The sequence below is a fragment of the Pseudomonas sp. IT-196MI5 genome (assembly GCF_949767415.1).
Taxonomy (GTDB): domain Bacteria; phylum Pseudomonadota; class Gammaproteobacteria; order Pseudomonadales; family Pseudomonadaceae; genus Aquipseudomonas.
Map to the genome: position 1 here is coordinate 25,095 of NZ_CATKPZ010000003.1, position 15,203 is coordinate 40,297.

At 56.8% G+C, this 15,203-nt stretch carries 13 protein-coding genes; 9 read left to right on the forward strand and 4 right to left on the reverse strand.

Annotated features, from left to right (window positions below; translation table 11 throughout):
• Nucleotides 1-165 precede the first annotated feature (165 nt).
• Complete coding sequence (locus tag ACM6IK_RS01890) at nucleotides 166-1,389, reverse strand: LysR family transcriptional regulator (RefSeq protein WP_414872907.1); 1,224 nt, start codon at nucleotides 1,387-1,389, stop codon at nucleotides 166-168.
• A gap of 153 nt (nucleotides 1,390-1,542) precedes the next feature.
• On the opposite strand from ACM6IK_RS01890, the gene galB reads away from it, so the two are divergent.
• The 8 genes from galB (at nucleotide 1,543) to ACM6IK_RS01930 (ending at nucleotide 9,581) form a co-directional block, all read left to right on the forward strand.
• Entirely contained in the window at nucleotides 1,543-2,277 is a 735-nt protein-coding gene (galB, locus tag ACM6IK_RS01895; protein ID WP_414872908.1) for a 4-oxalmesaconate hydratase, read from the forward strand.
• Nucleotides 2,274-2,990 (forward strand): 4-carboxy-4-hydroxy-2-oxoadipate aldolase/oxaloacetate decarboxylase, encoded by a 717-nt coding sequence (locus ACM6IK_RS01900; RefSeq protein WP_414872909.1) that lies wholly within the window; start codon nucleotides 2,274-2,276, stop codon nucleotides 2,988-2,990. Before galB ends, ACM6IK_RS01900 begins: the two co-directional genes overlap by 4 nt.
• Nucleotides 2,991-2,995: 5 nt before the next feature.
• Nucleotides 2,996-4,087 (forward strand): 4-oxalomesaconate tautomerase, encoded by a 1,092-nt coding sequence (locus ACM6IK_RS01905; RefSeq protein ID WP_414873008.1) that lies wholly within the window; start codon nucleotides 2,996-2,998, stop codon nucleotides 4,085-4,087.
• Nucleotides 4,084-5,010, forward strand: a complete 927-nt coding sequence (locus ACM6IK_RS01910; RefSeq protein WP_414872910.1) for a DUF1932 domain-containing protein — start codon at nucleotides 4,084-4,086, stop codon at nucleotides 5,008-5,010. Before ACM6IK_RS01905 ends, ACM6IK_RS01910 begins: the two co-directional genes overlap by 4 nt.
• A 27-nt stretch (nucleotides 5,011-5,037) precedes the next feature.
• Entirely contained in the window at nucleotides 5,038-5,922 is an 885-nt protein-coding gene (locus ACM6IK_RS01915; RefSeq protein WP_414872911.1) for a LysR family transcriptional regulator, read from the forward strand.
• Nucleotides 5,923-6,036: 114 nt separating this feature from the next.
• Complete coding sequence (locus ACM6IK_RS01920; RefSeq protein WP_223569638.1) at nucleotides 6,037-6,900, forward strand: amidohydrolase family protein; 864 nt, start codon at nucleotides 6,037-6,039, stop codon at nucleotides 6,898-6,900.
• 53 nt (nucleotides 6,901-6,953) lie between these two features.
• Entirely contained in the window at nucleotides 6,954-8,267 is a 1,314-nt protein-coding gene (locus ACM6IK_RS01925) for a dicarboxylate/amino acid:cation symporter (protein WP_123722742.1), read from the forward strand.
• Nucleotides 8,268-8,351: 84 nt separating this feature from the next.
• Nucleotides 8,352-9,581, forward strand: a complete 1,230-nt coding sequence (locus ACM6IK_RS01930) for an OprD family porin (protein WP_414872912.1) — start codon at nucleotides 8,352-8,354, stop codon at nucleotides 9,579-9,581.
• A gap of 159 nt (nucleotides 9,582-9,740) precedes the next feature.
• Here ACM6IK_RS01930 and ACM6IK_RS01935 read toward each other — a convergent pair whose 3' ends face one another.
• The 3 genes from ACM6IK_RS01935 to ACM6IK_RS01945 form a co-directional block, all read right to left on the reverse strand.
• A complete protein-coding gene (locus ACM6IK_RS01935; RefSeq protein ID WP_414872913.1) occupies nucleotides 9,741-10,796 on the reverse strand; it encodes an ABC transporter substrate-binding protein in 1,056 nt (351 codons plus the stop codon).
• 121 nt (nucleotides 10,797-10,917) lie between these two features.
• Complete coding sequence (locus ACM6IK_RS01940) at nucleotides 10,918-12,570, reverse strand: electron transfer flavoprotein-ubiquinone oxidoreductase (RefSeq protein ID WP_414872914.1); 1,653 nt, start codon at nucleotides 12,568-12,570, stop codon at nucleotides 10,918-10,920.
• Nucleotides 12,571-12,710: 140 nt separating this feature from the next.
• Nucleotides 12,711-13,631 (reverse strand): LysR family transcriptional regulator, encoded by a 921-nt coding sequence (locus ACM6IK_RS01945; RefSeq protein ID WP_108215550.1) that lies wholly within the window; start codon nucleotides 13,629-13,631, stop codon nucleotides 12,711-12,713.
• A 160-nt stretch (nucleotides 13,632-13,791) separates the two neighbouring features.
• On the opposite strand from ACM6IK_RS01945, the gene ACM6IK_RS01950 reads away from it, so the two are divergent.
• Nucleotides 13,792-15,138: an aspartate aminotransferase family protein gene (locus ACM6IK_RS01950; RefSeq protein WP_414872915.1), complete on the forward strand. Its 1,347-nt coding sequence runs from the start codon at nucleotides 13,792-13,794 to the stop codon at nucleotides 15,136-15,138.
• Nucleotides 15,139-15,203: the final 65 nt, after the last annotated feature.

Genomic DNA, 15,203 nt, shown 5'->3' on the forward strand with positions numbered 1-15,203 from the left:
CTGGAATCCGATGCTATAAGTCCCTATAGATGCTTACAAACGATCTATATGGAACTCATGGATAAGCAGGACTTATCCATTGGTGAGCGGTGTACATAGAAGGCGGCGTCAGCAAAATCGAATCCAATGGCCGCTCCGGGCAGTGTTGCGAGGACTGCTTCGGTTTCAAATCGAAGCGCTGATTCTCATCGCCGTCTCATTCACGACCTGCCGAATCTTGTCCATCAATGCCTGCGCCGCTGGCGATTGAAGTGCCCCGGCCCTGGAGATCAGACCGATCGGGCGCGTAGTGTGGCTAAGGGCAAGCGGCAGGCGCACCAGATCCCCGCTGGCCATTTCGTGTTCCAACTGATGAGCCGAAACCGCGGCGAGCATGTCTGAGCGCAACAACACACCCCGCAGGATTGCCAGGTCGGCCGTTTCGATCACAGGGCTGGGCGCGGCGATACCGATGTGGGCGAAAAATGCGTCCAGAAGCTGTCGTGCCGGAGAGCCGGCACGAGGCAGAACCCAGCGGGCGGCACTCAAGTCGTCATATACCAGAGAACGTTTCAGCCACGGATGGTCACGGCGCACCAGGATTACCATCTCCTCCTGCAACAAGGCCTCGCTATGCAAATCACTGGCGTAGGCCGATGGGCGTAGAGCGCCGAGGATGAAATCCACATCCCCTGCGCGCAGTTCACTGGCCAACAAATCAAACGGACTTTCATTGGTCACGATCCGTACATGGGGGTTCTCCGAGGTCAGACGCACCATAGCCTCGGGCAATATTCCGGTACGACCGAGAGGCAAAGCCCCTACATGCACGGCGCCTTGAAGGGAGCCACCCAGCGCGGCGATGTCCGCGTCGATATGACGAAGTTCATTCAGCGCTCGACGCACCCTCAGCAACATCGCCAGGCACGGGCGCGTCGGCAGCAAGCCATGGGGTGTGCGTTCAAACAGGCTGCAACCGCTACCTTGCTCAAGGACTTTGATGGCGGCACTGATTGCCGGCTGCGATACCCCAAGAATACTCGCGGCAGTTTGCATATGGTGCGTTTGGCAGAGTGTCGCGAAGACCTCCAGACGGCGCGTCTGGAGCAGATAAAGCGGTTCGGCGGTATTCCCCGGCGCATGACCCAGCAAAGGCACAACGGCCTGCAACTCCTCCAGGGTACGACGAGCACGGGGAAGCACGCCTTCACCATAATCGGTCAGACGCATACCGTTGACGTTACGCTCGAACAGCAAGACGCCGAGGCGTTTCTCCAAGGCCAGGATGGCGCGCGTCACCACGGGTTGAGCACGAAAAAGCACGGTAGAGGCCTTGGATACACTGCCGTAGTCGACGACATGAAGGAACGCCCGAACCTGCATGAGATTGGGCAGATCAAGACTGTTCATGGACACCTATCGGGCTTCAGGGAAGCGGTTTCACAGCATGCATAACTTGCCCCGATAAGTAAAATGCATACCTCTTGCAGCCGAACGCATTATTCATCACCGCAACCAAGTGCGAATGTGGCCCTACCAAATAGCCGCAAGAAGAGCCCTTCAATGACTAATACAAAAAAAACCGCACTGGTCGTCAGCGCCCATTCCGCCGATTTCGTTTGGCGTGCCGGTGGCGCCATCGCACTGCATGCACAACAGGGTTATGCCGTTCACATCGTATGCCTGTCCTATGGAGAAAGAGGCGAATCAGCCAAGCTTTGGCGCAAAGGCGAGATGTCCGAAGACAAGGTCAAAACCGCACGTCGCAGCGAGGCCGAAGCAGCGGCGCAGATCCTGGGCGCCACTGTAGAATTCTTCGACATCGGCGATTACCCGATGCGGGCAGATAAAGAGACTTTGTTCCGTCTGGCCGACGTGTTCCGCCGAGTACAACCAGAGTTTGTCCTCAGCCATTCAATCAAAGACCCTTACAACTACGACCACCCGCTGGCCATGAACCTGACACAGGAGGCGCGCATCATCGCGCAGGCTGAAGGGTACAAGCCGGGCGAGAAAATCATCGGAGCCCCACCGGTATACAGCTTCGAACCCCATCAACCGGAGCAGTGCGAATGGCGCCCGGATGTCCTGCTGGATATCACTGAGGTCTGGGACAAGAAATATGCCGCCATCCAGTGCATGGCCGGTCAAGAGCATCTCTGGGAGTACTACACCCGTGTCGCCCTGCAACGAGGCGTACAGGCCAAGCGCAACGTCGGTATCGCCTCCACCCGCAACATCGTGTACGCCGAGGGCTACCAGAGTCTCTTCCCACGAGTGACGGAGAATCTGGCATGAGCACGCTGATCGGAAAAACCGGCATCGTCGTTCGCAACATTCCCCGAGCCGACACCGCATTGATCGATGAACTGGATCGCTTCGGTGTTGCCACCGTGCATGAAGCCCAGGGCCGCAAAGGTCTGTTGGACTCAGCCATTCGCCCCATCCAGCAGAACCAGAGCATCAGCGGAACAGCCGTCACCGTACTGGTCGCGCCGGGCGACAACTGGATGTTCCATGTCGCGGTCGAACAGTGCCAACCCGACGATATTCTGGTGGTCGCGACATCGTCGCCCTGCACCGACGGCTACTTCGGCGACTTGCTCGCCACCTCGTTGATGGCCCGTGGGGTACGAGCGCTAATCATCGATGCCGGGGTGCGCGATACTCGAACCCTGAGGGACATGGGCTTCAAGGTATGGTCGCGGGCGGTTCATGCCCAAGGCACGGTCAAGGAAACGCTGGGCTCGGTCAACGTACCGATCATCTGCGCCGGCCAGTGGGTCGAGCCCGGTGATATCGTGGTTGCGGACGATGACGGCGTGGTGATTGTCCGCCGCGAAGAGTTGCCAACGGTCGTTGAAACCAGTCGCAAACGCGCCAGACTGGAGGAGCAGAAACGTGTGCGCCTGGCAGCCGGCGAATTGGGCCTGGATATCTACGAGATGCGTCAGAAGCTCGCCGACCGGGGCCTGACCTATTACGACAGCCTCAACGACCTGCAAGGATGACCCGCATGAGCCAGACTCGTATTCCTTGTTTGATGATGCGCGGCGGCACATCCAAAGGCGCGTACTTTCTTGCACACGACCTGCCCGCCGAAGGGTTGCTGCGTGACGAAGTGTTGTTGGCTGTAATGGGATCGCCCGATGCACGGCAGATCGACGGTATCGGCGGCGCGAATTCGTTGACCAGCAAGGTCGCAATCATCCGCCTCTCAAAGCGTCCTGACGCCGACGTCGATTACCTGTTCGCCCAGGTACTGGTCGAACAGGCCCAGGTCGATTATGGCCAGAATTGCGGAAATATCCTGGCTGGGGTCGGACCGTTCGCCATCGAACGTGACCTCGTGAGCGCTCAGGGACCCGTTACGTCGGTGCGGATTTTCATGGAGAACACCGGTCAGATTGCCATTGCCCATGTACCCACCCCGAACGGTTCGGTCAGTTACGCAGGAGATGCTCGCATCGATGGCGTTCCCGGCACCGGCGCCCCACTGATTATCGAATTTGAGGACATTGCCGGCTCCAGCTGCGGCGCATTGCTGCCAACTGGCAACCCCACAGATCGCTTCGACGGCATTGACGCGACCTGCATTGATAACGGCATGCCGGTTATTTTGATTCGAGCCACCGATGTCGGCCGTAGCGGCTACGAAAGTCCCGAACAATTGGACGCCGACAGCGAACTCAAAGCCTTGCTCGAATCCATCCGCTTGCAAGCGGGTCCATTGATGAATCTGGGGGATGTCAGTCAGCGCAGCGTACCGAAAGTATCCTTGATTGCCGCCCCTCGTGATGGCGGCGAGATTTGCAGTCGCACCTTCATCCCGCATCGTTGCCACGCCACGATCGGGGTGTTTGGCGCAGTGAGCGTTGCCTCCGCGTGTCAGGTTCCGGGCTCGGTCGCCAGCGGACTGGCCCTGGCAGCGCAGACCGGTGAACGCGTACAGGTATCGGTAGAACATCCGACGGGAGAGTTCACTGTGGAACTGCGCATGCAAAATGGTCAACTGGCGGGCTGTGGACTGCTGCGTACGGCCCGGTTGCTGTTCGACGGCGATGTATTTATTGCGCAGAGCGTCTGGAAAAACGAGGTGAAACCATGAAGCCGACCACCATCACGCTGATCGGCTTCGGCGAGGCTGGTAGTATTTTTGGCCAGGATCTCGTGGCTACGGGCGTGACCGTATTCGCCTATGATCGCCTGCAGGAAAATCCTCGCACTCGCGCCGCTCTCTACGACAAGGCTCGGTGCAGCGGCGTCCGTCTATGCGACAGTTTCGCCGAAGCCATTGCACTCGCAAACTGGGTCATCTCAGCGGTCACCGCCGATGCGGCGCTGGATGTTGCTCGGGTAGCAGCAGCGCTGATGAGGCCCGACCAGCTGTTCATCGATATCAATTCCGTTGCTCCGTCCACCAAACGGGCTGCATTCACAGCCATGCAGCAGCGCGGCGTCGGTTACATCGATGCTGCCGTTATGGCACCGGTCCCGCCTCAACGCTTGAAAACCCCCATTTTGGTAGGCGGATCAGCCGCCCGGCTGGTCGCTGACCGGCTCGGTGAACTAGGCATGAACGTTCGCCCGGTGTCCGAAGAAGTCGGTGTCGCGTCTGCGATCAAGATGTGTCGCAGCATCATGATCAAGGGACTGGAAGCGTTGACGACCGAATGCTTGAGCACCGCACGACAGTATCAGGCTGAACACGAGGTGTTGGCCTCATTGCATCAGAGTTTCCCGCATATGGGCTGGGACGGCGCGCTGCCGCACTACTTGATCAGCCGCGTGGCCGAACATGGTCTGCGCCGATCCGAAGAAATGAAAGAAGTGGCAAAAACCTCGAACGACATGGGTGTTGTACCGAACATGAGCCAGGCCATCGTCAATGCCCAACGGGGCCTTGTGGACGCCATGCTTGATGCCGACCTTGATTACCCAAGTCTTGAACCGTTCGACTGGCTACGCCTGATCGATACGCTCTACGGCAGCCCCGTCTCCCGAGAAAGCTTGTTGGAGGAAAAGCGTTAACATGAGCTTTTCCCCCGAGAACGGCTCATGGACTTAAAACAACTCGAATGTTTCGTACGAGTCGCCGAATTCGGAAGCTTTACCAAAGCGGCCGCGGTATTGAACATCTCCCAGTCGGTGGTCAGCCGACAGGTTCGACAACTGGAAGTCGAATTACAGGAGCATCTGCTGCTGCGCCACGGCCGTGGCGTGTTGCTGACTGCTTCTGGCCAGCGGCTGTTCGATCACGGCAAAGGCATCTTGCGACAGGTGCAAGTGGCTCGCGAAGAGTTGCGCGAGCAACGCGACACCTTGTCCGGCAAAGTGGTGATCGGGCTTCCGCCGAGCATTTCCCGACGCCATACCGTGGCCCTGGTATCGGCCTTTCGTGAGCGTTTTCCTGGTTGCTCGTTAGGTATCAAGGAGGGTTTGAGTCATTCGATGCGGGAGTGGCTATTGCTCGGCCGCCTGGATTTCGCCCTCCTGTTCAACCCCGCCCACAGTGCGCAGCTGCACTACGAACACATCCACTCCGAGCCATTGATGTTGATCGGCGCCTCCAGTTCGGAGCTGCCAGACACGGTCGCCATGAAGGATCTGGGGCGCTATCCACTGATCATTCCCAGCGAACCTCATTCGCTACGTCGGCTGGTCGAAACCCAGGCATCCCGCCATGACATCACACTGGACGTGTGCCTGGAAATCGACAGCATTCCCTCGCTCCTGGAGCTGATCAAGCTGGGCATGGGCTACGGTGTGTTGTTCCGTTCCGCCCTCGCCGGGAGCAACAGTCTGCCGGATGGATTAAGAGCGGCGCAGATTGTCGAACCCTCCATTCCTACCCATCTGTTTATTGCGACATCGGAGCAGCGACCGCTGACGCGTCTGGCTGAAAAGACATTGGCCATGGTCCGTGAAATCTGCATACCGTGAAGACATACATGCAAAAACCGCATAGCTGCTAGAACCTGGACTCTGTTGTTCGAGGCGCTCGCAAAGACGACCATCAGGTATCGCTTACAAACACCGATGAATGAAGGACACCTGATGAAAAGTTGCCTGGCTCCGGATTCCAATCCCACCCAACCTGCGCATGCCCTGCCAGCAGGTGCCTGGGACGCACACTGCCATGTGTTCGGCCCTGCCGCTCAGTTCCCTTATACCGCCGACCGCAGCTACACCCCACCCGACGCTCCTTTTGAAACCCTGCGCGCGTTGCACGATCATCTGGGATTCAGCCGTGGCGTGATCGTCCAGGCCAGCTGTCACGGCAGTGATAACCGAGCGATGCTCGATGCCATTGCCCGCAGTGAAGGACGTTATCGCGGCGTGGCTATCGTCGACGGCAGCGAAACCGACGCCCAACTCGCCGAGATGGATGCCGGGGGCGTGCGCGGGGTTCGTTTCAATTTTGTTGCACACCTGGGTGGCGCACCCGATCTGGATGTTTTTGATCGCACCATCGAACGGCTCGCGCCGCTGGGCTGGCATGTGGTGTTGCATCTCGATGCTCAGGACATCCTGACTTACGTCGACCGCCTGGAACGTATTCCCGTGCCATTCATCATCGATCACATGGGTCGGGTCAATGCTCAGGACGGTATCGAACAATCATCTTTCCTGGCCCTGCTCGACCTTATGGAAAATCCCTTGGCCTGGGTCAAAGTCTGCGGGGCCGAGCGCGTGTCGATCGGTCGTCGGCCATTCGATGACGCAATTCCCTTCGCCGAACGACTGATCCAAGTAGCACCGGATCGCGTGCTTTGGGGCACCGATTGGCCACATCCCAATATCAGCAAAGACATGCCCAACGACGGTGGTCTGGTGGATCTGATGTTCCGCTTCTGCACCGACCCGGTATTGCGCCAAAAGCTATTGATTGATAACCCGCTGAAATTGTACGGACGCTGACAGCAGGACCCTTTGCCACACCTCCAACAATAAGATGGCAGCGAGTAAACCTTATGAACCCTATCCATGTGCCCGCTCAGGTCGAGACACCGACCAGCGCTAATGTAAAAACCAAACAACCCTTTTACCGTGCGATGTATTTTCAGGTCCTGCTGGGAATCATCGTCGGTGTACTGGTCGGTCACTTCTGGCCTGACTTCGCCGCGGACCTCAAACCCTTGGGCGATGCGTTCATCAAACTGATCAAGATGATCATCGGTCCCGTGGTTTTCTGTACGGTAGTGACCGGCATCGCCGGCATGCGGGATTTGAAGAAGGTCGGCCGTGTCGGTGGCAAAGCATTGTTGTATTTCGAAGTCATTTCGACAGTCTCGCTACTGATCGGGTTGATCGGCGGCCATCTGTTCAATCCCGGCGGTGGCTTCAACGTTGACGTCAACACGCTCGATGCCAAGGCAGTGACGGGCTTTGCGGAAAAAGCCCAGCACCTGCACATGGTCGATTTCCTCATGGGCATCATCCCCACCACCTTCACCCAGGCGTTCACCGAGGGCAACGTACTGTGCATCTTGCTGGTATCGGTGCTGTTCGGTTGCGCGCTGTCAGCCATGGGGGAGAAAGGCAAGCCGGTGTACGACATCGTCGAGGGCCTGTCGGGTGTTTTTTTCCGCATTGTGCACATCATCGCCAAACTGTCGGCCATTGGCGCCTTCGGTGCCATAGCGTTCACCGTTGGCACTTACGGGGTCGAGTCGCTGCTGCCGCTGCTTAAATTGATAGGCAGCTTCTACTTGCTGTGCATCTTCTTCGTGGTTGTCATCCTCGGCGGGGTCGCACGGGTTTGCGGCTTCAGCATTCTGCGCTTCCTCGCCTATATCAAAGAGGAACTGCTAGTGGTGCTGGGCACCAGTTCCTCAGAAGTGGTGCTGCCACAAATCATGGACAAAATGGAACGCCTGGGCTGTTCCAAACCCGTCGTGGGCCTGGTGATCCCGACCGGTTATTCCTTCAACCTGGACGGCACCAACATCTACCTGACGATGGCGGTTTTGTTCATTGCCCAGGCGTTGAATATCGACTTGACCCTGTCACAGCAATTGACCCTGGTGATCGTGGCGATGCTGACGTCCAAGGGTGCCAGCGGAGTGTCCGGCGCAGCGTTCGTGATGTTGACCAGCACCTTGATGGTGATACCGATCGTCCCCGTCGCCGGCATGGTGTTGATTCTCGGCATCCACCGCTTCATGGGCACAGGGCTGGCCATGACCAACCTGGTGGGCAACGGTGTAGCGACCTTGGTGGTTTCCGCCTGGGAAAAAGAACTGGACCGCAAAAAACTGGCTCAAGAGCTGGGCTGCAAGGCTTAACACTCTCTCCCTAACAACTTCCAATCGAGTGCCTGTTCGGTCCAGTACCGAACAGCGACTCGTCGTGTCAGGAAAATAATAAAAATGAACCGTACTCTGTCTATCGCATTGTTCGTACCTGGTGTCTGCTGGAGCATTTCCTCGATGGCCGCAGGCTTTATTGAGGACAGTAAGGCAAGCATTGAAGCTCGTAACTTTTACTACAACGGCGACTTCCGAGATGGCGTTGGTGTATCCAAACGAGATGAATGGGCCCAAGGCTTTTTGCTCAACTATGAGTCAGGGTTCACCCAAGGCACGATTGGGTTGGGTGTCGACGCACTCGGATACGCCGGCTATCAATTAGACTCCAGCCCCGACCGTACTGGCAGCGGTCTATTGCCCCGTCGCGCCTCCGGTGAAGCAGCTGACGAGTATTCCAAGGGAGGACTGGCGGCAAAAGCCAGAATCTCGAAAACCACCCTAAACTACGGCATTGCACTGCCGAAGGTACCGGTGCTGCAATTCAATGGCAGTCGACTTTTTCCCCAGACATTCCAGGGCACGCAGGTCAGCTCCAGCGAAATCGAACATCTGACGGTGAACTTCGCTCAATTTGATAAAACTGTCACACCGGACTCTACCGATAAACGGGACATCGGCATCGCGGCCAAGGAAGGACGTTATCGGGCCACCGGCGTCGGTGACCACTTCCGTTATGGTGGCGGCAGCTATCAAATCACTCCGACACTGACCGGTAGCTATTACTACGGAGCACTGGATGATGTGTATCGCCAGCAGTTCCTCGGCCTGATTCACACCACACGCGTCGGTAAAGGCAAACTGACCACCGATCTACGCGCCTTCTCCAGTCGCGATATCGGCGCCGCAAAAGCAGGCGAGGTCGATAACCGGGCCTATTCTGCGGCTGTGGGCTACAACTTCGATAGCGGCCACAGCGTGCTGACCACTTATCAAGTGATGAAGGGTGCAACCGGCTTCCCCTACATCAACAACCCCTACCTGCCCAATTATGTGCAATACCATGACTTTGGCAGCGCTGGCGAACGCAGCTGGCAATTACGCTACGGTTACAACTTTGCGCCGATGGGCATTCCTGGCCTGACCTTTTTCACTGCCTACATACGCGGAACGGGGCTGGACAAACCGGGCGCAGAAAAGGAATGGGAACGCGACATCGATGTGACCTACGCTTTTCAGGACTTCCTGAAAGGCGTCTCTGTCCGCTGGCGCAACGCAACCTACCGCAGCGATGATGGCCGCGACATTGATGAAAACCGGTTGATCGCCAGTTACTCGTTTTCTTTGTTTTAAATAACGCTCAAAAAAAAGCCCGACGCAAGCGTCGGGCAAAAGTGCACCAAGCAGAGAGCAATTCCTTTGATCAGCTCGGCTAATAGCCGCTATCCCTCACCGAATCTGGTACTTCGATGGCAAGCCGACCCACACAGCTTAACGGCTAAATTCAGAGGATCATTTTGCAAGCCAGGCGTTGAAGCGTTCGTTCAGCTCGTCAGCATGATCACCCCACCACTCCGAATTCACCTGCAATGCCGTCGCAAAGTTGGCCGGGTCAGTTGGCATACTCGACTTCATATCGGCGTGAACCAGTGGCTGGGACGACTTGCGTGTAGGCCCATAAGCGATGTACTGACTCTGGTCAGCCATAATCTGAGTCGATGTTGCAAAACGCAGGAAGTCCATGGCCTTGGCTTTGTTGGGTGCACCCACCGGCACGGCCCACACATCGATGTCGTACATCTGGCCGTCCCAGATGATTTTGAATGGCTGTTTTTCTTTCGCCTGTGCGGCCCAGATCCGACCATTCCAGGCGGAAGTCATCGTGACCTGACCATCTGCCAGCAACTGCGGAGGTTGCGCGCCAGCTTCCCACCAGATGACCTGGCTCTTGATCGAGTCGAGCTTTTTGAAAGCACGCTGAAGCCCCTCATCGGTCTCAAGAGTGGCGTACACCTGATCACGTGGAACACCATCCGCTAACAGAGCCCATTCGAGGTTCGCCTGGGGCGCTTTGCGCAAGCCGCGCTTGCCGGGATATTTTTTGAGGTCGAAAAAGTCAGTCAGTGTAGTGGGTGCCTGCCCTTTGAAGGCATTGGTGTTGTAGGCCACCGCCGTGCTCCAGATGTAGGCACCGACCCCACAATCGTTCAGCGAACCTGGCAGGAAATCCGTCGCAGTGGAGCCATCGGGCGCGGCGGCAAGATCTTTCGCCGGGTTGATGCGCTCCAACAGGCCGGCATTACAGGCCCGCACAGCATCTGGCATTTCCATATCGATCACATCCCAGGCGACTTTTTTCGACTCAACCTGAGCTTTGAGCTGGGCAATACCTCCCGAGTAATCTTCGGTACGAATCTTGACGCCTGTTTTATCGGCATAGGGTTTGATCGAGGACTGTTGCTGAGCCGCTGCGACACTCCCGCCATATGTGACAACCGTGAGGTTTTCTTGCGCCATCACGGCGAAGGAGGTCAAGCCAGAGACGAGAACTAACGCTAATTTTTTCATGATGCTCCCGATAGATTTCTAGTAAGGAAGGCAGTGTGTTCATTGAGTTCGTTATTGTTCTGTTCCACGCATCGCACTAGCCACGCTTCGGTCGCTCAATCGCGTAGCGACTCTTTCTCCTCTACATGCTGGTGTAGTTGGGTCCCCCGCCTCCCTCGGGTGCACGCCAAACGATGTTCTGACTCGGGTCCTTGATGTCACAGGTTTTGCAGTGCAGACAGTTCTGCGCATTGATCTGAAATCGGCTCGCTGACGCATCCTCCACAACCTCGTACACACCGGCGGGACAGTACCGTTGCGCCGGCTCGGCATAGGTGGGCAGGTTGAACGCGATGGGTATCGAGGAGTCCCTGAGCGTCAAGTGGCAGGGCTGATCTTCTTCATGGTTCGTGTTCGACAAATAGACCGAGGAGGTCTTATCGAAACTCAGGACGTTGTCGGGTTTCGGGTAGTGAATGACCGAAGCACTATCGGCAGGATCCATGGTCGAGTAGTCGGGGCGTTTGTCGTGGAAAGTCCAAGGCAATTTCCCTTTCAACAGGTTCAGATCAACCCAGGCGTAGCCGGCCCCGACCAGATTGCCGAACCGGTGCATGGCGGGACCGAAATTACGCTGCTGGTAAAGCTCGTCGTAAATAGACGATGCCCTGAATTTTCCCTCATACGCCGACAAATCCTGGCCAGCCGCCTCATTGACGGCAAACGCCTCAAAAATGGTTTCAGCCGCCAGCATTCCGGACTTCATAGCCGTGTGGGAGCCTTTGATCTTGGCAAAATTCAAGGTGCCGGCATCACACCCAATCAGCAGGCCACCTGGGAAGTGCATCTTCGGCAAAGACTGAAGCCCGCCTTTCGCAATGGCACGCGCGCCGTAGCTGATGCGCGAGCCACCGCGCAGATACTGCTCGTAAAGCGGGTGATGCTTGAGTTGTTGAAGCTCATCAAACGGCGACAGGTAAGGATTGCGATAGTTGAGATCCACGACCTGCCCAATCACCACCGTACCGTCCTCCAGGTGATACATGAAGGCGCCGCCCTGCGTGCCACTCTGGGTCAATGGCCATCCAGTGCTATGAATCACAAGCCCGGGAACATGCTGCTCAGCGGGGATTTCCCAGACTTCCTTGATGCCCAACCCGTAGTGTTGAGGATCGGAGTCTGCATCGAGCTGATACTTGCTGATCAGCTGTTTGCCCAAGTGCCCGCGACAGCCTTCAGCGAAGACCGTTTGCTTGCCGATCAGCTCGATACCGGGTGTAAAGCCGCCTTTCTGCTCTCCGGTTCGGCCGACGCCCATGTCGGCGGTCAAGACACCCCGGACCCTGCCCTCCTCGTCGTACAGAACGTCGGACGCAGGAAAGCCTGGAAACACATCGACCCCCAGGGCTTCCGCTTGCTGGCCCAACCAACGACATACATTGCCTAGGCTGACGATGAAGTTGCCTTCGTTGTCCATCGTGCTGGGCGCGAAGAGCCCGGGAACCCGGATCGAAAGGCGTGAAGACGACAGGTAGAAAATTTCGTCCGACTGCACCGGGGTGTTCAGTGGCGCACCCATGTTTCGCCAGTCGGGAAACAATTCATTCAGTGCGGTAGGTTCGAACACAGCACCGGACATGATGTGCGCACCGACCTCTGCGCCTTTTTCGACCAGACATACTGACAACTCCCGCCCTTCTACCATTGCCAATTGACGCAGGCGAATGGCAGCAGATAGGCCGGCAGGCCCTCCTCCTACTACGACGACATCGAATTCCATAGCCTCGCGTTGCATCAAAACCTCCACAGGCATCGAACATAGCCTCTGGAGTGAATCGTACGAGTGGTTTTATGCCTACAACAAACGATGTATCAGGTGCTTATTAATAAGCTGTACTGATTCGTCGATGACCACTTTGAAGGCGCGACAATTCGTCAGCCGCTCATCGCGAGGGATTCGAGAAAGGTCTCCAATACCAAATGGGGACGGCGACCTTTTCGGGTGACGGAAGCCAGCGTCAGGTCGTAAAAACAGGAATAGGGCTTCAACGCCCTGAGCCTTCCTTCTGCAACCCAGCTACGCGCGTAGTGATCAGGCAGGTACCCTATGTACTGGCCCGTAAGAATCAGGAATGCCATTCCCTCTCTGTCCGATGCGCTGGCCGTGCAGTTCAGCGCTTGATAATGCTCCTGGATGGTTGCCGGTAAGCGGAATGTCGGGGCTATGGCGTCCTGCTCCTGGATACGCTGCTCATTTAAATCCAGATCCTTGACGAAAAACAAAGGATGGCCAACACCGCAATAGAGCTGAGAACGCTCGCTATACAGCGGCTGATATTCAAGGCCTGAAAGCGCACCGACCTGAGGGATTACGCCTACGTGCAGACGACCGTCCAGCACGCCTTGCTCCACCTCACCTGGTGTACTCATTCGAATCTGGATCTGAACGTCAGGTCCTTTTTTCTTTAGAGAAGCCAATGCATCCGTGACGCGCATGTGGGGCATCGTTACCAGGTTATCCGTCAAGCCTATGATCAACTCGCCCCGGAGATGACTGTGCATCCCGTTGACCTCGCTTCGAAATCCCTCCATCGCCGACAACAAGCGTAAACACGCCTCATACACCTGCTGCCCATCCTCCGTCAGGGAGAACCCGGCACGTCCCCTCTGACATAACCGTAAACCTAATCGCTGCTCCAGCTCTGTCATTTGCTGACTGATTGCTGACCGGCCAACACCGAGAACGCTCTCTGCAACGGAGAATCCACCGCACTCCACGACACTGCGAAATATCTTGAGCATCCGAATATCAAAATCAGTGACTTGAGCAACTGGATTGGCACGGCGCGCTTTCATAGTTTAGGTGACCTGAAACTAAGGGTATCGAAAGGTGTGTTTTATCGAATCTAAGCGCGTGTCAGTTTCTAGGCAAGCCTTGAATTCCATTTCAGGACGCTCAACAAGGCCAACTCTCCGATTGACCACGACGAGTATCTCTCCACGAGGACCACTGCTCATGAACACACAACAGGCTCACGAACGTTCCTTGACCAGCCAGCTGAAGCTGGATTCACACTGGATGCCGTTCTCCTCGAATCGCAACTTCCAGCGTGATCCACGGTTCATCGTCTCAGCACAAGGCAGCTGGCTGACCGACTCCGACGGCAGAAAGGTTTACGACAGCCTTTCTGGCTTGTGGACCTGCGGTGCAGGCCATTCGCGCAAGGAAATCCAGGAAGCCGTAGCCCTTCAGTTGGGCACGCTCGATTACTCGCCCGCCTTTCAATATGGCCACCCGTTATCGTTCATGTTGTCCGAGCGCGTCGCTGACCTCATGCCCGGCGACCTCAACCATGTGTTCTATACCAACTCGGGCTCCGAGTGCGCGGACACCGCGGTCAAAATGGCCCGGGCGTACTGGCGCCTCAAGGGTCAGTCGACCAAGACCAAAATGATCGGCCGAGCACGCGGCTATCACGGCGTGAACATCGCGGGCACCAGCCTGGGTGGCATCGGGGGCAACCGCAAGATGTTCGGTCAACTGATGGATGTCGACCACCTGCCCCACACGTTGCAGCCGGGATTGGCCTTCACCAAAGGAATGGCGGAAACCGGTGGTGTGGAACTGGCAAACGAGCTGCTCAAACTCATTGAACTGCATGACGCGACGAACATCGCAGCCGTTATTGTTGAGCCGATGTCGGGGTCGGCAGGCGCCATCGTTCCTCCCAAAGGCTACTTGCAGCGCCTACGTGAGATCTGCACTCAACACAACATCCTGTTGATCTTTGACGAAGTGATCACCGGGTTCGGGCGGATGGGTACCTGGAGCGGCGCGGAGTACTTCGGCGTGAAGCCGGACATCATGAACGTGGCCAAACAGATCACCAACGGCGCCATTCCAATGGGCGCTGTGATCGCTTCCAGCGAGATCTATCAAACCTTCATGAATCAGACGAGCCCGGAATACGCGGTCGAATTTGGCCATGGCTACACCTACTCGGCGCACCCGGTTGCCTGCGCTGCGGCCCTCGCAACACTGGATCTGCTGGAGAAGGAAAACCTCATCCAGCAATCAGCTGACCTGGCGCCGCATTTCGAACGCACATTGCACGGCGTCAAGGGCGCAAAACACATTGTGGACATCAGGAACTGCGGCCTCGCAGGCGCTATTCAAATTGCACCCCGTGAAGGTGATGCGATTGTTCGGCCGTTCGAGGCGGGCATGGCGCTTTGGAAAGCGGGTTTCTACGTGCGCTTCGGTGGCGACACCCTTCAGTTCGGACCGACCTTCAACGCTAAACCTGAAGATCTTGACCGGATGTTTGACGCCGTCGGGGAAGCCTTGAACCACATCGATTAACGCAACAACGTGCAGGCAAACCACCTGTGCTGGCGGGGCAACTCCGCCAGCATCACTTCAATTTT